General features: G+C 63.0%; 19 protein-coding genes and 1 pseudogene. 9 read left to right on the top strand and 11 right to left on the bottom strand.

From position 1 onward, the window contains the following. Positions 1-160: 160 nt before the first annotated feature. Positions 161-1,555: a dihydrolipoyl dehydrogenase gene (lpdA, locus tag NKI67_RS07740; protein WP_023675937.1), complete on the top strand. Its 1,395-nt coding sequence runs from the start codon at positions 161-163 to the stop codon at positions 1,553-1,555. A 168-nt stretch (positions 1,556-1,723) separates the two neighbouring features. On the opposite strand, the gene NKI67_RS07745 is transcribed toward lpdA, so the two are convergent. Beyond that, complete coding sequence (locus NKI67_RS07745) at positions 1,724-2,827, bottom strand: saccharopine dehydrogenase family protein (RefSeq protein WP_023675938.1); 1,104 nt, start codon at positions 2,825-2,827, stop codon at positions 1,724-1,726. Between the two features lie 123 nt (positions 2,828-2,950). Between NKI67_RS07745 and NKI67_RS07750 the strand changes: the two genes are divergently transcribed. The 3 genes from NKI67_RS07750 (at position 2,951) to NKI67_RS07760 (ending at position 5,355) form a co-directional block, all read left to right on the top strand. Further along, the gene (locus NKI67_RS07750; protein WP_023675939.1) at positions 2,951-3,379 is read left to right on the top strand and encodes an Lrp/AsnC family transcriptional regulator; all 429 of its coding nucleotides are present in this window, start codon (positions 2,951-2,953) and stop codon (positions 3,377-3,379) included. Positions 3,380-3,737: 358 nt separating this feature from the next. After that, positions 3,738-4,103, top strand: coding sequence for a RidA family protein (locus NKI67_RS07755; RefSeq protein ID WP_023675940.1), 366 nt, complete (start codon positions 3,738-3,740; stop codon positions 4,101-4,103). Positions 4,104-4,125: 22 nt separating this feature from the next. Next, the gene (locus NKI67_RS07760; RefSeq protein ID WP_023675941.1) at positions 4,126-5,355 is read left to right on the top strand and encodes an amidohydrolase/deacetylase family metallohydrolase; all 1,230 of its coding nucleotides are present in this window, start codon (positions 4,126-4,128) and stop codon (positions 5,353-5,355) included. Positions 5,356-5,509: 154 nt separating this feature from the next. Here NKI67_RS07760 and NKI67_RS07765 read toward each other — a convergent pair whose 3' ends face one another. The 6 genes from NKI67_RS07765 to NKI67_RS07790 form a co-directional block, all read right to left on the bottom strand. Beyond that, the gene (locus NKI67_RS07765; protein ID WP_023675942.1) at positions 5,510-7,291 is read right to left on the bottom strand and encodes an NAD(P)/FAD-dependent oxidoreductase; all 1,782 of its coding nucleotides are present in this window, start codon (positions 7,289-7,291) and stop codon (positions 5,510-5,512) included. Positions 7,292-7,430: 139 nt separating this feature from the next. After that, the gene (locus NKI67_RS07770; RefSeq protein WP_023675943.1) at positions 7,431-9,464 is read right to left on the bottom strand and encodes an aldo/keto reductase; all 2,034 of its coding nucleotides are present in this window, start codon (positions 9,462-9,464) and stop codon (positions 7,431-7,433) included. 56 nt (positions 9,465-9,520) lie between these two features. Then, on the bottom strand, positions 9,521-10,618 hold the full coding sequence (locus tag NKI67_RS07775) for an ABC transporter ATP-binding protein (RefSeq protein WP_023675944.1): 1,098 nt from the start codon (positions 10,616-10,618) through the stop codon (positions 9,521-9,523). Positions 10,619-10,626: 8 nt separating this feature from the next. Continuing rightward, entirely contained in the window at positions 10,627-11,478 is an 852-nt protein-coding gene (locus NKI67_RS07780; protein ID WP_023675945.1) for a carbohydrate ABC transporter permease, read from the bottom strand. Beyond that, positions 11,475-12,335, bottom strand: coding sequence for a carbohydrate ABC transporter permease (locus NKI67_RS07785; protein WP_352644931.1), 861 nt, complete (start codon positions 12,333-12,335; stop codon positions 11,475-11,477). The genes NKI67_RS07780 and NKI67_RS07785 overlap by 4 nt, the downstream gene beginning before the upstream one ends. Positions 12,336-12,538: 203 nt before the next feature. Next, positions 12,539-13,810 (bottom strand): ABC transporter substrate-binding protein, encoded by a 1,272-nt coding sequence (locus NKI67_RS07790; protein WP_352644933.1) that lies wholly within the window; start codon positions 13,808-13,810, stop codon positions 12,539-12,541. A 106-nt stretch (positions 13,811-13,916) separates the two neighbouring features. Here NKI67_RS07790 and NKI67_RS07795 point away from each other — a divergent pair, with 106 nt between their 5' ends. After that, positions 13,917-14,789: a helix-turn-helix domain-containing protein gene (locus tag NKI67_RS07795; protein WP_023675948.1), complete on the top strand. Its 873-nt coding sequence runs from the start codon at positions 13,917-13,919 to the stop codon at positions 14,787-14,789. A 9-nt stretch (positions 14,790-14,798) separates the two neighbouring features. Here NKI67_RS07795 and NKI67_RS07800 read toward each other — a convergent pair whose 3' ends face one another. Both NKI67_RS07800 and NKI67_RS07805 read right to left on the bottom strand, forming a co-directional pair. Beyond that, positions 14,799-16,037 carry a M24 family metallopeptidase gene (locus tag NKI67_RS07800; protein WP_023675949.1) on the bottom strand — a complete coding sequence of 413 codons (1,239 nt, stop codon included), beginning with the start codon at positions 16,035-16,037 and terminating at the stop codon, positions 14,799-14,801. Positions 16,038-16,225: 188 nt separating this feature from the next. Then, a complete protein-coding gene (locus NKI67_RS07805; protein ID WP_023675950.1) occupies positions 16,226-16,564 on the bottom strand; it encodes a hypothetical protein in 339 nt (112 codons plus the stop codon). A gap of 401 nt (positions 16,565-16,965) precedes the next feature. Here NKI67_RS07805 and NKI67_RS07810 point away from each other — a divergent pair. From NKI67_RS07810 to NKI67_RS07825, 4 genes and pseudogenes are all read left to right on the top strand, one after another. Beyond that, a pseudogene (locus NKI67_RS07810) lies at positions 16,966-17,269 on the top strand (ferritin-like domain-containing protein); the annotation flags it as partial. A 490-nt stretch (positions 17,270-17,759) separates the two neighbouring features. Next, positions 17,760-18,974 (top strand): glycosyltransferase family protein, encoded by a 1,215-nt coding sequence (locus NKI67_RS07815; protein WP_023675951.1) that lies wholly within the window; start codon positions 17,760-17,762, stop codon positions 18,972-18,974. A gap of 1 nt (position 18,975) precedes the next feature. Further along, positions 18,976-20,220: a glycosyltransferase gene (locus NKI67_RS07820; protein ID WP_023675952.1), complete on the top strand. Its 1,245-nt coding sequence runs from the start codon at positions 18,976-18,978 to the stop codon at positions 20,218-20,220. Next, complete coding sequence (locus tag NKI67_RS07825) at positions 20,217-21,395, top strand: glycosyltransferase family protein (protein ID WP_023675953.1); 1,179 nt, start codon at positions 20,217-20,219, stop codon at positions 21,393-21,395. The genes NKI67_RS07820 and NKI67_RS07825 overlap by 4 nt, the downstream gene beginning before the upstream one ends. Positions 21,396-21,607: 212 nt before the next feature. Here NKI67_RS07825 and NKI67_RS07830 read toward each other — a convergent pair whose 3' ends face one another. After that, positions 21,608-22,276: a class I SAM-dependent methyltransferase gene (locus NKI67_RS07830; protein WP_156937317.1), complete on the bottom strand. Its 669-nt coding sequence runs from the start codon at positions 22,274-22,276 to the stop codon at positions 21,608-21,610. A gap of 145 nt (positions 22,277-22,421) precedes the next feature. Then, the gene (locus NKI67_RS07835) at positions 22,422-22,742 is read right to left on the bottom strand and encodes a hypothetical protein (protein ID WP_156937314.1); all 321 of its coding nucleotides are present in this window, start codon (positions 22,740-22,742) and stop codon (positions 22,422-22,424) included. Position 22,743 lies beyond the last annotated feature (1 nt).

The following is a 22,743-nucleotide window of genomic DNA, read 5'->3' on the forward strand; positions in this document are numbered from 1 at the left end:
TCAAGGGGGGAGATCGGCCGTCATCCCGCCTTTCGCCAATCTCCAGCTTTGCAGGACTAAGCCGAACGCGAAAGCTGCCAATCTCCCCCCTTGAGGGGGAGATGTCCGGCAGGACAGAGGGGGGTGCTGCCCCGCCGGCTCGTCGAACTAAGGTGCAATGATGAAGGAAATCTCCTGCAAGCTGCTGGTCATCGGCGCCGGTCCGGGCGGCTATGTCTGTGCCATCCGCGCCGGGCAGCTTGGCATCGACACAGTGATCGTCGAGGCAGGCAAACCGGGCGGCACTTGCCTCAATGTCGGCTGCATCCCGTCAAAGGCGCTGATCCATGCAGCCGAAGAGTTCGAAAAGCTCTCGCACATGGCCGGCGGCAAAAGTCCACTCGGCATAACGGTCGCGGCACCGTCGCTTGATCTCGCGGCGACCATTGCCTGGAAAGACGGCATCGTTAGCCGGCTGAACAACGGCGTCGCCGGCCTGCTGAAGAAAGCTGGCGTGAAGACGGTGCATGGCTGGGCGACATTTCGCGACGGCAAGACCGTTGCCGTCGAGACCGAGATCGGCATGCAGGTGATCCGAGCCGAAACTGTGGTGATAGCGACCGGCTCGGCGCCGGTAGATCTGCCATCGCTGCCGTTCGGCGGGCCGGTCATTTCGTCGACCGAGGCGCTGGCGCTGAGCGAAGTTCCGGAGAGGCTGGCGGTGGTCGGCGGCGGCTATATCGGGCTGGAACTCGGCATCGCCTTTGCCAAGCTGGGCGCCAAGGTGACCGTAGTCGAGGCGTTGCCGCGCGTGCTGGCGCAATATGATGCGGAACTGACCCGGCCGGTGGTGAAGCGGCTGGCCGAACTCGGCATCGAGGTGCTCGTGAACGCCAAGGCCAAGGGGCTGTCCACTAAGCGCGACGCGCTGCTGGTCGAGACGAATGGCGGCAAGAACGGCAAGATTGCCGGCGACATGGTGCTGGTCACGGTCGGTCGCAAGCCGGTGACCGAAGGCTGGGGGTTGGAGCAGATCGACCTCGACATGGCCGGATCCTTCATCCGCATCGACGACCAGTGCCGCAGCTCGATGCGTGGTATCTTTGCCATTGGCGACGTCACCGGCGAGCCGATGCTGGCGCACCGGGCCATGGCGCAAGGCGAAATGGTCGCCGAGATCGTCGCCGGCCACAAGCGCAGCTGGGACAGACGAGCGATCCCGGCTGTCTGTTTCACCGATCCGGAGCTGGTCACCGCAGGCCTGTCGCCGGAGGAGGCCAAGACCCGTGGCGAGATCAAGGTCGGACTGTTTCCCTTCATCGCCAATGGCCGGGCGATGACGAAGTTGGGCGAGGACGGATTCGTCCGGGTAGTGGCGCGGGCGGACAACCATCTGGTGCTTGGCATTCAAGCCGTCGGCCAGGGCGTGTCGGAGCTGTCCACTGCGTTTGGGCTGGCGCTGGAGATGGGTGCGACGCTGGAGGATATCGCCGGGACGATCCATGCCCATCCGACACAGGGCGAGGGTTTTCCGGAAGCGGCGCTGAAGGCGCTGGGGCGGGCGGTGCATGTCTGAGGGCTCGTGCTCTCCCCCCTTGAGGGGGAGATGGCCGGCAGGCCAGAGGGGGTCGGTTCGACTGGATGCGACCTCCCTTGCGACAGATGGAGGTTGGCGCTCTACGCGAGGCGACCCCCTCTGTCGCCTTCGGCGACATCTCCCCCTCGAGGGGGGAGATTACGCAGCTCACCCTGCAAGCCGGCTAACCATTTCGTGCTGCGCATAGGCGCGGCCGAAGCGGTTGGCTAGGAAGGCGTCGAGGGCGATGTCCTCCTGCTTGATGAAGCCCCTGGCCGGCAAGCTGCCGTCGGCCAGCATGTCGAGCACCGCGCAGATGGCGGAGGCGGTGGTGATCTGGATGGCGCTGCGCACCGTTTCGCCGACGCGCTTGGCGTAGATCTTGTTGGCGTAGGTCTCTTGCAGCAGGCGGCCGTTCTTGCGGCCGCTGACGGTGACGAAGACGATGACCACGTCCTGCAGCGTCGCCGGCAGGGCGCTTTCGAAAATGTCCTTCAGCACGTCGCGGCGGTGGCGCAGGCCGAGGTCGTTGAGCAGCGCCTTCATGATCGCGGCATGGCCGGGATAGCGGATGGTGCGGTAGTTCAGCGTCCGCACTCTGCCTTTCAGCGTTTCGGCCAGCGTGCCCAGCCCGCCCGAGGTGTTGAACGCCTCGTAGGTGACGCCGTCGAGCGAGAATTCTTCACGCTCCTCCAGCGGCGGCACTTCGACAAGCTCGCCTTCGACGATCGCCTCGCACGGCTCGCAATATTCGTTGATGACGCCGTCGGTGCTCCAGGTCAGATTGTAGTTCAGCGCATTCGACGGGTATTGCGGCAGCGCGCCGACCCGCATGCGCACGCTTTCCAGCGTGTCGAAGCGGCTGGCGAGATCGTTGGCAACGATCGAGATGAAGCCCGGCGCCAGCCCGCATTGCGGAATGAAGGCGCTGTTGCCGGAACGCGCCAGTTCCTTGACGCGCCTGGTGCTGACGACGTCCTCGGTCAGATCGAGATAATGCACGCCGGCACTGGCCGCCGCCTCGGCGATGCGCGTGGTCAGATGGAAGGGCGCGGCGCTGAGCACCGCGAACTTGCCGGCCAAGGCGGCTTCGAGCGTGCCGGCGGCTTCGATATCGAGTTCCAGCGTCTCGACCGTTTCAGACAGTTCGGCCGCGCCGAGCTGCGCCGCCGAGCGGTCGATGAGCGTGACATGGTAGTCGCCCGTGGAAGCCAGCATCTCGGCAATGGTCGAGCCGATCTTGCCGGCGCCGACGACGATGATTTCCTTCATGACCGGTCCCTCGCACCAATGCTAAATTCACGGTTAGAATCGCAGCTTGCCTGTCGAAAGGAAGCGTGAGATTGTACGAAACGCAGCCTCTCTTTGGGCAATGTGCCGGTAAGGTTCGTCGAAATGCTCAGCGATGCCGACCAGGCTCTGCTTTCCCTGCTGCGCACCAATGCGCGCGCCTCGACCGCCGAACTGGCGCGGCGGCTCGGCGTCTCACGAACAACGGTGCAAAGCCGGATCGAGCGGCTGGAACAGCGCGGCATCATCGCCGGCTACGGGGTCAGGCTGTTGCCGGATTACGAGCAGGGGCTGGTCAGGGCGCATGTCCTGCTCACCGTCACCCCCAAGCTTGCCGACAAGGTGGTGCGCAGCCTGCAGGCGCTGGCACCGGTTCGCACGCTGCACTCGGTCAGCGGCAATTTCGATATGATCGTCATCGTCGAGGCGCCGTCGATCAGGGATCTCGACACGCTTCTCGACCAGATCGGCGCCATGGACGGAGTCGAGCGCACGTCGTCGTCGATCATCCTGTCGACGCGGATCGACCGCTGAGCCGGCTGGTGTCGCGGGTCCAGACGCTGTCGGGACAGCGCCCCCCTCTCTGCCCTGCCGGGCATCTCCCCCTCCAGGGGGAGATTGGATGTCACCGCGGCTTTCGCCAATCTCCAAGGTGGCTGAATGGATGCTATCGGCGAAGCTGCCGATCTCCCCACTAGAGGGGGAGATGCCAAGTGATCGCAAAGAGGGCAGGACAGAGGGGGTCGCGAAGGATCACCAAGGGCGGTGATCGTTGTGGCGTTACCGCAGCAAAGCGATATAGGCTTTCAAAATGTGGATCGATGGCGTGCAGCCGCCCCCTATCTCTCGCAGCACCGCGCGTTCACCCAAAGAACCTAGACAGGAGGCCTCCTTGCCCAAGCAGTGTTTTGGAAAATCCCATGTGCCGTTGTCGCCGGCGGTCAGGGCCGGCGATTTCGTCTATGTCTCAGGCCAGGTGCCGGTCGGCACAGACGGGCTGGTGGTCAAGGGCGGCATCGCCGAACAGACCGAGCAGGTGCTGTCGAACGTCAAGGCGGCACTGGCGCTGGCCGGCTGTACCCTCGACGACGTAGTCAAGACGACGGTCTGGCTCGAAGACGCCCGCGATTTCGGCATTTTCAACACCGTCTATGCCAGGCATTTCCCGAAAGACCCGCCGGCGCGCACGACAGTGGAGTCGCGGCTGATGATCGACATCAAGATCGAGGTCGAGGCCGTTGCCTACAGGCCGGCCTGACGGGAAAGTGGAGACAGGCGCGATGCAATTCGATCTCCTGATAAAAGGCGGCCGCCTCATCGATCCGGCGTCCGGCCTCGACGCGCAGAGCGATCTGGCGATTGCCGACGGCCGTATCGCCGCGATCGACACCGAAATCCCCTTCGAACGTGCCGCCCGCGTCATCGATGCCACGGGCTCCATCGTCGCGCCGGGCCTGATCGACCTGCACAGCCATGTCTATTGGGGCGGCACGTCGCTCGGCGTCGATGCCGACCGGCTCGCCGCAAAGAGCGGCACCACCACCTTCATCGATGCCGGAAGTGCCGGCGCCGGCAATTTCCTCGGCTTTCGCCGCCACGTCATCGAGCGCTCGAAAGTCCGCATCCTGGCCTATGTCAACATTTCCTTTGCCGGCATATTCGGCTTCTCGCAGACCGTGGCGGTCGGCGAGTGTAGCGATCTCCGGCTCTGCGAACCGCGCGAGACGGTAGCGGCGGCTCGCGAGCACGCGGACGTGGTTGTCGGCGTCAAGGTCCGCTCGGGTCGCCATGCCGGCGGCACCAGCGGCATCGCGCCGGTCGATCTCGCGCTCGAAGCCGCCGACAAAGCCGGCCTGCCGCTGATGGCGCACATAGACGAGCCGCCGCCGGGCCGCTCGGAAGTGCTGCCGCGGCTGCGCAAGGGCGACATCCTCACCCACTGCTTCCGGCCGTTTCCCAACGCGCCGGTCTTCGCCTCGGGGGCGGTGCGGCCAGATATGCGGCTGGCGCGCGAGCGCGGCGTCATCTTCGACATCGGCCACGGCATGGGCTCGTTCGATTTCGAAGTGGCGAAAGCGATGCTCAGCGAGGGGCTGGCGCCGGACGTGATCAGCAGCGACGTGCATCTCTACTGCGTCGACGGGCCGGCCTTCGACATCCTGGTCTGCATGTCGAAGCTGCTGGCGCTCGGCATGCCGCTGGTCGAGGTGCTGCGCGCCGCCACGCAGCGCCCTGCCGAAGCGATCGCCAGGCCCGATCTCGGCAGGCTTGCGGTGGGTGCGGTCGGCGACATCGCGGTGTTGCGGCTGCGTCCGGGCCGCTTCACCTTTGTCGATTCGGTCGGCGCCTCGCTGGTCGCCGAGCAAAGGCTGGTCTCGGACGGAATCGTGGTCGGCGGCAGCTGGTGGCCGAACGAGGCGGTGGACGATCTCGGCGAGACCGAACGCTTCGAAGCGCATGCGCACGACACTCATGTCGATGTGGCGAGCCGGCATTTCGGGCGTGGGTGATCTCCCCCCTTGAGGGGGAGATGTCGCCGAAGGCGACAGAGGGGGTCGGTTCGACCGGGCTCGTCTTCCTGCAACGGATGGAGGTTGGCGCTCGACGCGCGGCGCCCCCCTCTGGCCTGCCGGCCATCTCCCCCTCAAGGGGGGAGATCGGCCGTCACCGCCCCGGCGCTCCATAGACCGGCGTCGCAATGCCTTCCATGCGCGCCTTGATCTGCAGCGCGACGTACTTCGAATAGAAGCGCGACAGCGCCAGATTGCCGCCGTGGAACCACAGCGCTTCCTGTGCCGTCGGCTTCCACATGTTGCGCAATTCGCCTTGCCACGGACCCGGGTCGCCTTTCACGCCCGAGCCAATCCCCCAGCACGGGCCGACCTTGTCGGCGACTTCGCGCGAGACGATCGCCGCCACGGTTTCGTTCATCGAGAGATAGCCGGTGCAGGCGATGATTGCGTCGGCCGCCAGTTCGGTGCCGTCGTCGAAGAGGATGCCTGTCTGCGTCAGCGACTTGATCCCGACGCCACTGCGGATGCCGATCTCGCCGTCGATGATCAGGTCGCAAGCGCCGACATCGATGTAGAAGCCCGAGCCGGTGCGGTAGGCCTTCATCAGGAGCCCGGTCTCGTCGTCGCCGAAATCGATGGCGAAGCCGGCGCCGCGCAAGCGATCGTAGAAGGCCGCGTCGCGCGCCTTGATGATGTCGTAAAGCGCCCGCTGGCCTTGCGGCAGCAGCGCGAACGGCGTCGAGGCGACGATCATGTCCGCTTTCTCGGTGGTGATGCCGCGGGCCAGCGCCTTTTCCGAAAAGATCTCGAAACCGATCTCCATCAGCGTGTCCGACTTGACCACCGTCGTCGGCGAGCGCTGGACCATGGTCACCTCGGCGCCGCTCTCCCAGAGGTCGACGCTGACGTCATGGCCGGAACTTGCCGCGCCGATGACGGCGACCTTCTTGCCGCGGAATTTTTCGCCGCTGGAATACTGGCTGGAATGCAGGATTTCGCCGTCGAAGACCTCGGCGCCCGGCAGGTCGATGCGCCTGGGCGGGCCATAAGCACCGGTTGCAAAGACGATGTGCTTCGGCTTTAGCGTGATGCGCTCGCCGGCGCGGTCGAGCTCGACCGTCCAGACCTTTTCGGTCTCGTCATAGGACGCGCTGACGCATGTCGTGGAGGTCCAGTAGTTGAGCTCCATGACGCGCGTATACATCTCCAGCCAGTCGCCCATCTTGTCCTTGGGCGTGAACACCGGCCAGTTCTCGGGAAACGGGATGTAGGGCAGATGGTCGTACCAGACCGGGTCGTGCAGCACGAGCGAGCGGTAGCGATTGCGCCAGGAATCGCCGGCCTGGGTGTTCTTCTCGATGACGATGGCCGGCACGCCCAATTGCCTGAGCCGCGCCCCCAGCATGATGCCGCCCTGGCCGCCGCCGATAACCAGGCAGTAGGGCTGTTGGCTAACGCCGAGGTCACGCGCCTCGCGGCGCCTCGCCTCCAGCCAGGTTTCGCGTTCCGGGTCTGCCTTGTGGCGGACACCCAGCGGCCGCGCCGGGCCCTTGCGCTCCTCCAACCCCTTGAGATCGCTCATCGCCGTAAACAGCGTCCGGCATTTGCCGTCCCTGAGGCGCATGACGCCTTGACCCCACGCCGATGACGTCTCGAAGCTGAACCAGGCTTCGATCATGCCCTCGTCCGAAGTCGCTTCGCCGCTGAGCTGCCATCGGGCAGGCTTTGTCGTTGCCAGCGTCGCCGCCAGCATGTCGCGGATCGCGGCGCGGCCTTCCATCGTCTTGATGTTCCAGGTGAAGGTCAAGAGATCGCGCCAGTAGCAGTCCTCGACGAACAGGTTGATTGCGGCCTCGACGTCGCCGGCCTCGAGTGCTCGCGCAAAAGAACCAAGCCAGGTGGCCGCCTGTTTCGTCGGTGCGATGTCGAGCATCTGTCTTCCCTAACTTCCAGTGACGTTTGCGCTGCCCTCATTCTTACCCTTTCCGGGTTCTTTGCGGGAGAGGGTGAGGGCAGCGCAAACAGTCCGGAAGCTAAGGGGCCAACGTAGGCCGAAGCGATCGCCGCTGCCGTCAGGCCCGCGCGCGGGCCTGATCCGAACCGCTATCCAGCCATGCAAGATCGTCCGGCGAAAGTGAAATGTCGAGCGCCTGGAGGCTGTCTTCCAATTCGTCGAGCGTGCGCGGCCCGATCAGCGGGACGGACGGAAAGGGCTGCGCCAGGACATAGGCGAGCGCGACGTGGATCGGGCTTTTGCCCAGCCGTCTGGCGAGCTCGATGGCGCGGTCGCGACGGCCGAAATTCCTCTCCGAATACCAGACCCGGACCAGCTCCTCATTGTCGCGCCGGTCGCGGCCGGCGCGGTCGGTGAAGAAGCCGCGGCCTTGGCTCGACCAGGCGAAATTCGGCATCTGCCGGGCGGCGAGCCAGGCCTTCCATTCGTCGCTGGAGGAGGTGACGCAGCCTGCCCAGATCGGCTCCAGCATTTCGGCCAGCGAGAAATTGTTGGAAAGCGCACCGGGCTTCTGCTTGCCGGTGCGCTCGGCATAGGCAATCGCCTCATCCATGCGTTCCATCGTCCAGTTCGAGCCGCCGAACGGACCGCGAATGCGGCCGGCCTTGACCTCGCGGTCCATCGCATCGACGAACTCGTCGACCGGCACATCCGGATTGTCGCGGTGCATGAAATAGACGTCGATATGGTCGGTCTGCAGCCGTTCGAGCGACTGGGTAAGCTGTTTGCCGATGACGTCGGGATAGCAGAGCGGCGAGTGCGCGCCCTTGCCGATGACCACCGACTGCTCGCGCACGCCGCGGTTCTTCAGCCACTGGCCGAGCAGCGTCTCGGTATAGCCGGAACCGTAGACGAAGGCGGTGTCGAACAGATTGCCGCCGGCCTCGAAATAGGCATCGAGCAGGATGGCGCCCGACGAAAAGGTGCGGAAATCCTCGAAGCCGAGCGCCAGGCACGAGGCCGGCCGCGGCAGGCCCGGAATGCTGCGCTTGGGGATGGCGGTTCCGCCGGAGCGCAGCTTCCGTCCGGAGATCGTGTTGACGCGCTTTGCCGGTTTCTCGATGTCGTATTCGAGCCCGATTGCGGCCCGCCATTTGTCGAGCACGCGCAGATTGCCGAGACTGTCGGCCCAGCCCATGCCGGGCCAGGCGAACTCCTGCTTTCCGCCGAGAATGGCCTCGCCGGCGGCGTCGACCTCAAATGCGTACAGCCAGCCGTCCTCCGTGACCTCGACCACCTCGGTGTCACCCGGACGGATGATGCGGATTTCGCCGGTGCCGCCTTGCTGGCCGCCGGCATACCAGAAATCCGCCACCTCGATGCGGCCTTTGCTGCCGACAATACGCAAGACATTGTCCTGAGCGAGCGAGATGCTGCAGGACACTTCCGCGACGATGCCGCCCGGAAAATGCAACAGCGCCGACGCCCATTCGTCGACGCCGGATTGGCCGAGATGCGCAGCGCCGACGACTTTGTCCGGCTCGGCGAAGGGCTTTCCCGCCGCGGCGCCGGCAATCAGCCGCGCCATCGAGACGGGATAACCGCCGACATCGAGAATGCCGCCGCCGGCGAGATCCTTGGCGTAGAGACGGTGCTCCGGCATGAAGCCCGGCATGGCGAAGCCGAAGCTGGATTTGATCATCTTGATGTCGCAGATCGCGCCGGCCCTGATCAGCTCGACCAACTTGGCCGTCTGCGGATGCAGCCGGTACATGAAGGCTTCGCCGAGAAAGGTGCCGGCCTTGCGCGCGGCATGGATCATGGCGTCGGCTTCGAATGCGGTCAGGCCAAGCGGCTTTTCGCAAAGCACGTGCTTTCCGGCCTCGGCCGCCTTGATCGCCCATTCGGCATGGCTCGGATGCGGCGTCGAAATATAGATCGCGTCGACATCCGGATCGCCAACCAAAGCCTCGTAGCCGTCCAGGATGCGAGCGCCGGGGAAAGCCTCGGTGAGCCCCGCCTTGCCGGGATTGCGCGCCCCTAAGGCGACCAATGTGCCGGTGCGCGAATGGGCGACGCCCCCGGCAAAAGCCTTGGCGATGTTGCCGGGCCCGAGAATGCCCCAGCGAACTTTTTCTGGTTTGGACGTCATGTCAAATCTCCGTGGGGTGGCCGCGAGCAATCGCGATCGGACAAAAGAAAGATGGGTTAGCGAATGCGTGCGCCGGTGGCGTCGAAGAGAAGCGAGCGGTCGGCTTTGATCGACACCACCAGGTCGTCGCCGTTCGCGCGATGCCGCGAGGCCTCGCGCTCGATGATCAGTTCCTCGCGTCCGCCCCCGGTACCGGAATTGGCATAGACATAGCTCACCGATCCCAAGTGCTCGGCGACGTCGGCCTTGAGGGTAAGGTCGCAGTCGCCCTGGCCGGCGTCGAAGAAATGCTCCGGCCGCACGCCAAGCACGACATCGCCGCCTGTTGCAGGCAAGGCATCCGAAAGCGGCTTGCGCAGTCGCGCGCCGCGATGATTGACCAGTTCGACGACCGCCGCACCGTTGTCGGCCCCGACCATTTTTGCCGCCAGGAAGTTCATTTTCGGCGAGCCGACGAAGCCGGCAACGAAGCGGTTGGCGGGGTCGTCGTAGAGATCGAGCGGCGCGCCGATCTGCTCGATATTGCCGGCGTTGAGCACGACGATCCTGTCGGCCAGCGTCATCGCCTCGGTCTGGTCGTGCGTCACATAGACCATGGTAACGCCGAGTTCCTTATGAAGGCGCGATATCTCGACGCGCATCTGCACCCGGAGCTCGGCATCGAGATTGCTGAGCGGTTCGTCGAACAGGAACACTTGCGGCTCACGCACGATGGCGCGGCCGATGGCGACGCGCTGGCGCTGGCCGCCCGACAATTGCCGCGGCCGCCGCTTCATCAGCTCGGCGATGCGCAGGATTTCGGAAGCCCGCTTCACCCGCCGCTCGGTATCTGCCTTGGGGTTGCCGGTCATTCTCAGGCCGAAGCTCAGATTCTGCTCGACCGTCATGTGCGGATAGAGCGCGTAGGACTGGAACACCATGGCGATGCCGCGATCGGCCGCCTCGACGTCGTTCACCACCTTGCCGCCAATGGCGATCTCGCCGTCGCTGATGTCCTCGAGCCCGGCGATCATCCGGAGCAGCGTGGACTTGCCGCAGCCGGAAGGGCCGACGAAGACGACGAATTCGCCGTCATCGATGTCGATATTGGCGCCGTGGACGATCTCGAAGACGCCGAAGCGCTTGATGACGTTTTTGAGTGTGACTGCCGCCATGCTGATCCTTACTTGATGGCGCCGGCGGCGATGCCGGCAACGAAATGGCGCTGCAGAAGCACGAACACGACGAGCATTGGCGCCGTCAGCATCACCGCGCCCGCCATGATGCCGCCCCAGGACACCTTGGTGAGACCGATCAGCGTGCCGAGCGCCACGGGCGCGGTCATTGCGCCCGGCTTGGAATTGATCAGCAGCGGCCAGAGATAGTTGTTCCAGGAGGCAAGGAAGAGGATGATGGCGAGCGCCGCCAGCATCGGCCGCGCCAGAGGCAGTGCGACGAACAGGAATATCCGCCATTCCTTGACGCCCTCGACCTTGGCGGCGTCGAACAGCTCGTGCGGCATCATCGAAAAACTCTGCCGCATGAAGAGCACGCCCAGCGAATTGAACAGCGGCGGCACGATCAGCGCTACCCAAGTGTTGGCGAGCTTGAAGTCGCGCGCCACCATGATGAATTGCGGGATCAGCACGACCGCATAGGGCAGCGTGATGGTGCCGAAGATGATGGCGACGACCATGCCCTTGCCGAAGAAGTTGTAACGCGCCAGCGCCCAGCCGGCCATCGAGGTCAGCATCACCGACAGGAAGGTATAGGTCACCGCCACCGAGACGGAGATGCCGATGGCACCGATGAAATTGGTGCCGCGCTGCAGATTGCTGACATTGTCGAGGAAATTGCCATGCGGCAAAAGCTCGATGTCGGGGCTGAAGATGCCGTTGTCGGGCATCGTCGAAAAAACCACCATCATCCACAGCGGAAACAGCCAGACCAGCGCCAGCGGCGTCAGGAACAGATGCAGCGCGATGCTGCGTCCCAATCTGGCCTGGGAACGGCTGACTCTTGAGTGCGAGGTCATTTCGGTTCCCTCGTCAGCCATATCTGCACCAGCGAAATGGAAATCGCCAGCCCGGCCATGGTGTAGGCGACGGCCGAAGCGTAGCCGAAATTGAGCGACCGGAAGCCCTGGCGGTAAAGCAGCAGCCCGAGCGTTTCGGTGCCGCCGCCCGGCCCGCCGCGCTCGGTGATCAGGAAGGGCTCGGTGAACAGCTGCATGGTGCCGATGATCGACAGCACGGCGCAGAACACGATGATCGGCTTGAGCAGCGGCAGCGTGATGTAGAAGAACTGTTTGACCTTGCTGACCCGGTCCAGGGTCGCCGCCTCGTAGACATCCTCGGGAATCGACTGCAGGCCGGCGAGCAGGATGATGGCGTTGTAGCCGGCCCAGCGCCACGTCACCGCCATCATGATCACCGCCATCGCCGGGGTGACGTTGGTAAACCAGTCGACACTGGGCAGGCCGATGCCGTTCAGCAATTTGTTGATGATGCCGTAGTCGAGATTGAACATCAGCCGGAAAACCGCCGAATAGGCGACCTCGCCGACCACGACCGGCGCGAAGAAGGCAAAGCGGAACAGGCCACGGGCCTTGAGCAGTGGCGAATTCAAAAGCACCGCCATCACAATCGCCAGGGAAATCATCACCGGCACCTGGATGACAAGGATCAGCAATGTGTTCTTCAAGGCATTGAAGAAGGCCGGATCGCCGATCAACCGGCCCCAGTTGAAGGTCGGCGCGAAGCGCCACGGCACAGTGCGCGTCGCCTGGAACGAGATCAGGAAGGAATCGATGATCGGCCACAGCCAGAAGATCGAAAAAATCAGCAGATACGGCGCGAGGAAGCGATACGCCGTGGCGTTCTGGTAGCGCATCGTTTTCCTCCTTTCTGCTTTCAAGTTCTTGCCTTCTCCCCTTGTGGGAGAAGGTGGATCGGCGCGTAGCGCCGAGACGGTTGAGGGGTGATGGCCGGAGTGCCGCCGGCGCCAAGCTGGAGCACCCCTCATCCGTCGCCTTCGGCGATACCTTCTCCAACAAGGGGAGAAGGAGCCGCGCGCTCGGAGCCGCCTCGTCTAGATCACGACTTGACCGGCAGGCCGGTCGCCGCGGCGATCTGGCTTGCGGCATCGTCGAGAGCTGCCTTGGCGTCGGGATAGCCGCCGGCCAGATATTTGGTCTGCACCGCGCGGATGATGATTTCGGCGTCGCTCTGGAACGGCGTGCCGCGGCTGGGGACGACCTTGGGCAAGGTGCCGAGGATGTCCTTCCACACGGCCTGGCCACCCCAATAGGGCAGGCCTTCGGAGACATAAGGGTCGTTGAGCGCCGAGATCAGCGACGGCACCAGGCCGAAGCCTTTCAGCATGGTGATCTGGCCCTCATTCGTCGCAAGCGTGTATTTCAGATAGGCGTAGGCGGCTTCCTTGTTCTTAGACACCGAGGTGATGGCGAGCGAGGAGCCGCCGAGATTGGCGGCGCGCGGACCGTCGGCGGTCAGGCTCGGCATCAGATAGACGCCCCATTTGCCTGCCCCATCGGGCGATTCGGTGCGCACGGTGCCTTCATACCAGCCGCCATACATCTGCGTGGCGACCTTGCCGGCGGTATTGTTGGTGATCTTGGTGCTCCAGTCGGCAGAGGAAATGATGCCGGCGTCCTTCATCTCCTTGATCTTGGTCATGGCATCGACGCATTTGGGCTGGTTGACCGTGATCGATTGCCCGTCGGCGGAGAAGTAGGCGCAACCCTGCTCGTTGGAGATCATGCGGAAGAATTCGGAATCGCCGTTGAAATCGGCGTTGGTCATCGTGACGCCGGGATTGGCGGCCTGGATTTTCTTGGCGGCGGCCATGAAATCGTCCCAGGTCTTGATCGAGGACGGATCGACGCCAGCCTTCTCGTAGAAGTCGCGGCGGTAGAACATCGCCACTGGACCGGAATCCCAGGGCATCGCATAGGCCTTGTCGTCAACCTCGAGCTCGGTACGCTTGAAGTCGGGGAATTTTGCCTGGTCTTCCGCGGTGTAGCCGAGCGTATGCAGGTCGACGAAGCAATCCGGGAACTGGCTCCAGTAGTTTTCGGCTTCGCCGTTCTCAATCGTAACGATGTCAGGCAGCCCCTCGCCGCCGGCGGCACAGCCGGCGATCGATTTGTCGTAGGTCGGCTGGTTGCCAAGGTCCTCGACCGTCACCTTGATGTCGGGATACTGCTTGTTGAAGCCCGCTATGGTCGCCTTCAGCGACGAAGCGGCGATATTCCAGCTCCAGATCGTGATTTCACCGGACTGCGCAAAGGCCGGGCTGGAGCCCAAGGCAAGCGCGAGCGCGGCGCAGGTCAATTTTATGCGCATTGAAATCCTCCCATTTCAGTTGCTCTCTGTTTGCGAGCGTGGCTAGACTAGGCCTCGGGAAAGCCTTGTCCGCGACAAAGGGAATAAGAAATGAGCGGAAAGTAAGATGCCGGAAAGGCCGTTTTACCAGCCTGGCGCCAGCAGCGTGGAGGGCCTGCCGCTGCTGCTGCAGATGTTCCACACCCAGCCCCTGGTGATGCTCAAGCCGCATTGGCACGCCCAGGTCGAGGTGAATTTCATCGTGCGTGGCGCCGTGCATTACCGCATGGACGGGCACGGGCTTTCGCTTTCTGCGGGCGACATGTGCCTGTTCTGGGGCGGCCTGCCGCACCAGATGGACGAAGCCTCCGACGATGCCATCTATGCCGGCGCGCATTTGCCGCTGGTGCATTTCTTCCGGCTGCATTTGCCCGTCGAGGTCCGCAACAGACTGATGACCGGGGCGACGCTGGTGACCGACGCCACCGACCGTTCGGACGACCACAATTTCGAGCGCTGGAACCGCTATGCCCGCTCCGGCGACCCGGTCAAGGCCGAGCATGCCGTCAACGAGCTGTTGCTGCGGCTGGAGCGGGTGCGCTTCGAGCCTTACCGGCTGGTGCCCGAAACCCCGGTCGAACAGGAGATAGGCAGTCCCTTCGATCAGCAATCGCTGCGCAATGTCGGGCGCATGTGCGACTTCATCGCCGAGAATTTCCTCTACGAGATCGATTGCGTCGACATCGCCGCGGCGGCCGATATCCATCCCAAATACGCCATGAGCATCTTCAAGAAATCGACCGGCATGACGCTCAATGAATATGTGAATTTGCTGCGCCTCAGCTACGCGCAGGCGCTGCTGATGCATCAGGATGCCAATGTGCTGCGCGTCGCCATGGAATCGGGCTTCGGCTCGCTCAGTGCCTTCAACAAGTCGTTCCGCAAGCTTTCCGGCATGTCGCCGTCGGATTTCCGCAGGGGCGTGGCCGGCGCCAGATAACGGCTGGATTCAGCCGATAATATCCAGGCGCCTCGGCAGGCGGTTCATCGGCGACGGCCCGTTGGCGGTGATCAGGAACTGGTCCTCGAGATTGAAGCTGGCGAGACCGTCGATGTAGAGCGGGATCTCGAATGCCAGCACCATGCCGGCCTCGATCACGACATTGCTGTCGGCCGAGATGAACGGCCATTGCTCGGAAAACACGGAATGGCCGACGCCGTGGCCGAAATGGCCGCGGCGATAGGAACGCAGGCCCTGGCGCGCCAGGCTTTCGCTGGCGGCGCGATGCACGGCGGCTAACGGCTTTCCGGGCATAAGCGCGGCAAGCCCGTCGGCGAAGGCGCGTTCGGCTATCGCATGCAATTCGGCCTGTTCGGGCGACGGCGGCCCGAAGGTGAAATTCCGCGACATATCCGAGGCATAGCCGTTCACGCTGCACACCATGTCGGCCTTCAGCGGATCGCCGGCGGCGGCGACGGCGTCGGCGCCTTTCGGGCGAGCGCCCAGCGTGACGTATTCCGCCGTCGAGATTTGCTGCGACGACCCGGCGGCTGCATCCGCGACGCCTTGCCGGTAAAGCGCGACCAGCTCAGACTGACGCATGCCGTTTGTCGCATGCTGCTGCAGCCGCGACAGGCCGGCTTCCGACAGGGCGATGCCCTGCTGCAGAAGGTCGATCTCGCTCTGCGATTTGATTGCCCGCAGCCTGTCGAGAACCGGTGAGCCGTTGACCAGGGCAGTGCCCGGCAACATCGCCTGCATCGCGGAAAAATCGCTGGCCGAGACGAAATCCAGCTCGATGCCGAGCGTCGCACGCTCCAGCCCGAATTCTGCGAGGATCGTTTTCAGCTCGCGGACGGAGCGGGCAAGCTCAAAGGTCGCCGGACGTGAAAAACCGGGAGCGCGGCCAACCAGGCCGGCCTCGATGCGCTGCGCAACAGGCCGGTCGGCCGTCGCCGGCTCGAGCGACGCCGATTCGATCCAGATCGCATGCGTGCGCAGCACGGCGCCGGCCATCGCCGCCCGGAGCCGGGCAGCCTGGAAATCCGCCACCACGACGCCGATCGGCAGGTCGCCTCGCTTGGGAATAACGACGAAACCGGCGCCGGCCCGCCGGAACAGGCCGGCCGGGCCGATCCAGGCACCGGTGGCATATTGGAACGCCTCGGGCTCGCAAAGCACCAGCGCCTCGATGCCGGCGCGCTGCATCAGGTCAGTTGCGCGCTCGCGGTCGACAAAGCCGGTCATGGGATCTCCTCGAATGCACTCGAATCCGACGCCGATGCGGCGGCGTTTGGCCTTAGCGTAGCTTCAGTGCCGCCGTGGAGCAGCTTTTTTCTGGAAGCGCTGTTCACCTTGAGAGTTCGTCGTCGGGAAACGAAAAAAGCCGCGGCGAACCACGGCTTTCAACGCGACAAGTGGTCTGTTTCGAATGCTTACTCGGTTTCGTCAGAGGTGTCGTCGGCAGTGTCTGCCGCGTCTTTCGCGGCCTTCCTATCCAGCGCTGCCTGCAAGGCCAGCGTTGCCTGCGGTGAGGCCGGTGTCGTGGCAACGACCGCCATTGCATGAGCAACGCCGGTCGTCGACTTGTCCTTGGCCGCGGCGGAAGTGGCGGCTCCGTGTCCCTGCGAGCCGGCCCCGGCCGAGTTTCCGCCGTTACCGTTGCTGCCGCCATTGCCGTTGCCATTGCCATTGCCGCCGGGAGCAGCGAGTACCGGAGATGCGACAAGGGTGAGAGCGGCTACAGTCGCGAATAGACAGGTGCGCGTTTTCATAGTTCCTCCTTCGAGTCGCCCTCCCGCCAGGATGGGTTTCAGATGAAAAACGTCAGGACTTTCGAATCCGAAAGTCGGCTGTTACCTAGCTTTGTTCAAATACAGTATTCTACAAGACGGACCTTGGTCCGAAATCGATACGCAAAAGTCCTGGATTTTATCGACAGCGTACTTCGGACGACCGCAGCGGCGGGATTTTTGCTGCCGGCAGATCCGGCGCCGCTACAGCGCAGTGTGCGTCGGCTGACATCAGGCTAGGGTCGAGGAAACCTAGCTGCTCGGCCATCGGTGAGATCATTCAAGGCGATTGAGGAACATTCCACATTTCGTGAAGTTGGGAGCGCAGGCGCGCTTTTGAGGTGCCAAAATGTTTGATGCCGGCGGGCTTTTGGGAGGAAGCCATGATCCGCGTCACGCCTGCATTTCGTGTTTCGCGCCGCCGCGCGTTGCAGTTTGGCCTGGGAGCAACGCTCGCTTCGGCCACCGGCCTTGCCCCGGTTTCCCGGGCCTATGCGCAGGATGAGGTCAAAGACGAAGACATTTTTTCCGGTTCGCCCTCAATCTCGAATATATGGAAGCCGAATATTACCTGCGCGGCACAACCGGAAAGGGATCGAAGACTCGGATGCCGGTCCGAAGGCCGGCGCTGTCGTTGGCGGCAAACAGGTCAGCTTTGACACGCCTGCAATCGGCGAGTTCATGCGCCCATGGCGTCCAAAAAGCTAGTGAGTTCAATTGGCTCGCCCGAAAAGAGTCGAACTCCTGACCCCTAGATTCTGGTCTGAGAAGTCAAGATCTAGGCGGTTCGAACGTGTCCCCTACTCCGTCAACGCTCCGGCTTCCCACCGCCAAGGCACATCATGGTTTAGGAGCTTGGCTTAGACGCTCGGAGTGAAGTACCCAGCCCATACCTTATTCCATTCTGGAGTTTCCACGTTTTTCGCAGCGGTCAAGGCCGCCGAGAATCCGAGATGGTCAATACCAGTGAAATGATGCAGGTTCTTCTGGACCACGTGGCAAGCAGGCCGCTGAGCAGACGTAGCTTCCTGGTTTCAGCATATGGACCCTCTTTGTAATACGAATTGAAAATTGCGCCCTCATGTTTCAGAACAGGTCGGTAGACCCGCGAGGATGGTTTCGAATCCTGCGGGTCGCTCACGGTCCTCAAGGCGAGAATTCTAAGAGACGTTCAACAATGACCCAGCACGCAGAAAACGCTCGAATTCTCATGTACAGCCACGACACGTTCGGGCTCGGCCATTTGCAGCGCTGCCGGACTATCGCGCATTCGCTGGTCGAGGATTTCCGCGGACTTCAGGTGCTTATCATTTCGGGTGCGACTATCGCTGGCGCCTTCGACTACCGCGCCCGTGTCGACTTCGTGAAGATCCCCAGCGTCATCAAGCTGCGCAACGGCGAATACACCTCGCTGGAAAAGGACATCGATCTGCATGAGACGCTAAGGATGCGCCAGTCGATCATCCGCCATACAGCTGAGACCTTCCGGCCGGATATCTTCATCGTCGACAAGGAACCGCTCGGCCTGCGCGGTGAGATTGAGGACACGCTGTCCTACCTCAAGACGCGGGGCACCACGCTGGTGCTTGGCCTGCGCGAGGTGATGGATGCGCCGCATCTGCTCGAAGCAGAGTGGGCACGCAGAGACGTGATGCGCAAGATAGGCGTCTTCTACGACAAGGTCTGGGCCTATGGTCCGCCGGATTTCTACGATCCGTTGACCGGCTTGGATGTGCCCCCGGCTGTCAGGGCAAAGATGAGGTTCGTCGGTTTCCTGCAACGGAGCCTGCAGCGGAACGAGTTGCCCGGCCACCGGCCCGAGGGCGACTATATCCTCGTTACTACCGGTGGCGGCGGTGACGGCGCCGATCTGATCCACGACGTCATCGATGCCTATCAGCAGGATCCGCAATTGCAGCATAGAGCCCTGATCGTGCTTGGGCCTTACATGCCGGCGCGCAAGCGCAACAAGCTGCTCAAGAAGGGGTCCAAGATCCCCTACATCAAGATCATCGAGTTCGACAACCGCATGGAAGACCTGATTGCCGGCGCCAAGGCGGTAGTGGCGATGGGCGGCTACAACACCTATTGCGAGATACTGTCTTTCGACAAGCCGGCGCTGATCGTGCCGCGCGTCGAGCCCCGCCAGGAACAACTGATCCGCGCACGGCGCGCAGCCGAACTCGGCCTCATCGAGATGCTTTTGCCGGAAGAAGCCGAGGATTCCCGGCGGTTTGCTGATGCACTGAAGGTGCTGCCGGACCGGCCCCGCCCATCGCAGAGCAATCCGCATCTGACGCTGGAGGGGCTGCCTCATATTTCCGAAATCGTCGCGGAACTGCTCGACCGGCGGGCCGGCCATCACCTTTCGGTCATTGAAGGAATGACCTGAGTTGCAACATCGCAAGATCGTCGTGGTTCTGAAGGGTTACCCGCGGCTGTCCGAAACCTTCATCGCGCAGGAACTGCTCGGTCTTGAGCGTGCGGGGTTCGACCTGATACTCGTCGCGCTCAGGCGGCCGACCGACGAAAAACGCCACCCCGTGCATGACGAGATCAAAGCGCCCGTCCATTATCTGCCGGAATATCTGCATGAAGAGCCGCTGCGCGTGCTTCGCTCGCTGTTTGCCTGTCTGCTGCGTCCGGGCTTCTGGCGCGCGCTCGGATCGCTGGCTGCCGATATGCCCCGCGACTTTACGCGCAATCGCGCGCGCCGCTTCGGGCAAGCGCTCGTGCTGGCGGCCGAATGGCCGGAAAACGCGGGCTGGCTGCATGCACATTTCGCGCACACGCCTGCATCGGTGACGCGCTATGCCAGCCAGCTTCGTGGCCTGCCCTGGACCTGCTCGGCCCATGCCAAGGACATCTGGACTTCGGCGGACTGGGATCTGGCCGGCAAGCTTTCCTCGGCGCGCTGGACGGTCACTTGCACGAAAACCGGCTTCGATCGTCTGAAAAAACTCGCTAACGGCAACTCGTCTGTGCATCTGAGCTATCATGGGCTCGACCTTGATCGCTTCGGCAGTTTCGGCGAGGCGCGAAAGCAGCATGACGGCTCGGCTCCGGACGAACCGGTTGTCGTTCTGAGTGTCGGGCGCGCCGTTGAAAAGAAAGGTTACGATACGTTGCTGGAGGCCCTTGCCCTGTTGCCCGGCGATTTGGCGTGGCGTTTCGAGCATATCGGCGGCGGCGAAGAACTGGAACGGTTCAAGGCGCTGGCGCAAAAGCTCGGCCTGGATGGTCGCGTCTCTTGGAAAGGCGCGCTTGCGCAGGAGGAGGTGCTTGAGCGCTACCGCCGCGCCGACATCTTCGCCCTGGCCTGCAGGATCACCGCAAATGGCGACCGCGACGGTCTGCCGAACGTTCTGGTGGAGGCGGCTAGCCAGCGGCTTGCCTGCGTGTCGACCGATATTTCCGGCGTGCCGGAGCTTTTATCGCCGGATGAAACCGGGTTGCTGGTTCCGACGGAAAACCCGATTGCCCTGGCACAGGCGCTGGAGCGCCTGATCCGTGATCCCGTGCTCCGCGACCGCCTCGGCGACGCCGCAGAGCGGCGCGTGCGCGGCAATTTCGATCATATGGCAAGCATTGGACAGCTCAAGGAACTGTTCGAGCGGGAGTGGCGGGCCGCCGAATGAAGCGGCTGCGCGCTTTCTTCTATGTCCAGCACCTGCTCGGCATCGGCCATCTCGCGCGCGCCAGCCGCATTGCGGCGGCTCTGGTCGATGACGGGTTTGACGTTACCGTCGTGACCGGCGGAGCGCCGATCGCCGGGTTTCCGGGACTGGGTGTACAATCTGTAACCCTGCCACCTGTCACCTCCGGTGATGAAGGATTTTCGGGACTTGTCGACCTGCAAGGCAACCCGATCGACGATGATTTCAAGAAATGGCGTTCAGAGATGCTGCTGCAGGCATTCCGGGATTGCAGGCCTGATATCGTCATTGTCGAGGCGTTTCCATTTGGACGCCGGCAGATGCGTTTCGAACTCTTGCCGCTGATCGAGGCCATCGACGCGACGTCGCCCAGACCGCTGCTGGCGACGTCCGTCCGTGATATCCTCCAGGAGCGCGTCAAGCTGGGCCGAAACGAGGAAACGGTCGATCTCATCAACAGGCATTTCGATCTTGTTATGGTCCATGGCGATCCGGCTTTCGCAACCATCGACAAGACATTTCCACTGGCTGGGGCGATCAGGGCCGAGGTCACCTACACGGGGCTCGTTGCCGCGCCGCCATCGCCCGCGGCCTCCGAGCGCTTCGACGTTCTGGTGTCGGTTGGCGGCGGGGCTGCCGGAAAGAGCCTTGTCAGATCCACCATCGCAGCGGCGCGGAATGCCAACAACGCTTGGAAATGGTGTTTGATCACCGGCCCAAACCTGCCGAAAGACGAGTTTGACGCGATCGCACGCGATGCCACGCCGGGCCTGTCCATCTTCCGGTTCCGCGAGGATTTCGCCAGCCTGCTGACCGGCGCCCGCCTGTCAGTCTCGCAGGCGGGTTACAACACGGTCTGCGATGTCCTGCGCGCGGGTTGTCGCTCCCTGCTCGTCCCATTTGCAGCCGGCGGGGAAACCGAACAGACGGTTCGCGCCCTGATGCTCGAAGAACTCGGTCTTGCAACGGTGCTGATGGAAAAGGATCTGACGCCTGAAGGTTTGGCGCAAGCGATCGAACAAGCGCTTGTGGAACCGACGCCATCCGCGCATCGTCTCGATCTGGAAGGCGCGCGTCGCTCCGCGCAAATCCTGCGCGAGCGGCATCGAACATGGTCCCTAAATGTGGGGCCCGGTTTCGGAAAAGTTCATGATTGAACAGACGATAGATCCTAGAGCGGTTCATCGTTTCACGCAGAACCGCTCTGTCTCTTTGTTTTGACGCAATTCCGGACGGAAAGCCGTTTCCACACTTTCCTGCAAATGCTCTAACGCGCGTCGCGTCTGGTGAGATTCGTGCGACGCGCTTCAAGTCCTGTTTTATGCGTGTCGTTGTCCCAAAACCGCTACGCGCTTTTGGGCGAAATGCATTAAACAGTTCCAATCAGCATGAAGCGCGTATAATTTTTTGTCGGCAGTTCGCCGGAGAACCGCACCTCCCGTAGCGCCGCCATTTCCTCGAAGGCTGCAAGCGAAGCCACGCAGTTGATGTGCGTCGGCTCGCTGAAATAATCGTTCGATTGCAGCAGTACATTCGTGCCCGGCGGAAGCAGAGCAAGCCAGGCGCGCAGATCGGCTATGTGTTCGCAGCTCGTATTGACTATCAGATCGGGCCGCCCGGCCGCATAGTCGAGTGCGTACATGTCTGCCGTCAGCGCCCGGAACCGGTCGCCGGCTTCCCGGTTGAGGGTCCGGGCGACCGGCGCGACTTCGGGGTCGATGTCGATGCTATCGACCGCCGCGATGTCGAAGCGGGCGTCGTTGAAAAGCATTGCCGGCAATACGCCGTACCATCCACCCAGAACCCATATGCGCCCGAAGCGGCCGCCGCCGCTTTCGAACAGCCTATCGAGCGCCCACATCTTGCAGGCGACCTGCTTGTGGTTGAAGGCGTTGGCGATATCGGCCTTCGGATGCTTGGCGACGACGCGCGCCAGCCCTGCCACGAGAGGGCAGTTGACATAAGCAGCAATTCCCCGCGTGAGGTCCAAGGCTTGCTCGTGCCAGTCCATGGCATTGCGTGGTTGCGTGACATCCATCATAATTCGTCTTGTATGTTGGGATTTTGGGCGACACAACGCAATCTTGCCTCCCGCAAGACTGTTTGATTCCGCGGACGTGATCATGCTGCAAGCCGCTTGGCTATTGCCCGGTGCCGGAGAGAGCCTGTTGCATCTGTCCGGATCATCGGCGTCCATCCGCCAGCACCAGCCGCGCAGCTGCGGCCTCGTGCTGCTCGGCTGTTCGCCAAAGCCCTACGAAAGCCGCGGACCGTTTGGCCAGCTGCTTTCTTCGCCGATCAACAATGCCCATGTCGTTGCCATCGACCATGCGCCGGAACTGGATCGCGCCGCCTCGCAGATTCCTTGCATCGTTGAGCGCAGGACAATGTCCGTGCACAGCAGCTTCGAGCTTGTCGTTGGCGATGAAGAAATTGCCGATACGCCATTCGCCAGCAGGTGCTTTTACATCCTGCATCCTTCCAACTGAAGGGTCCACAGCCACA

The sequence above is a fragment of the Mesorhizobium sp. M0408 genome, from assembly GCF_040321495.1.
GTDB lineage: Bacteria > Pseudomonadota > Alphaproteobacteria > Rhizobiales > Rhizobiaceae > Mesorhizobium.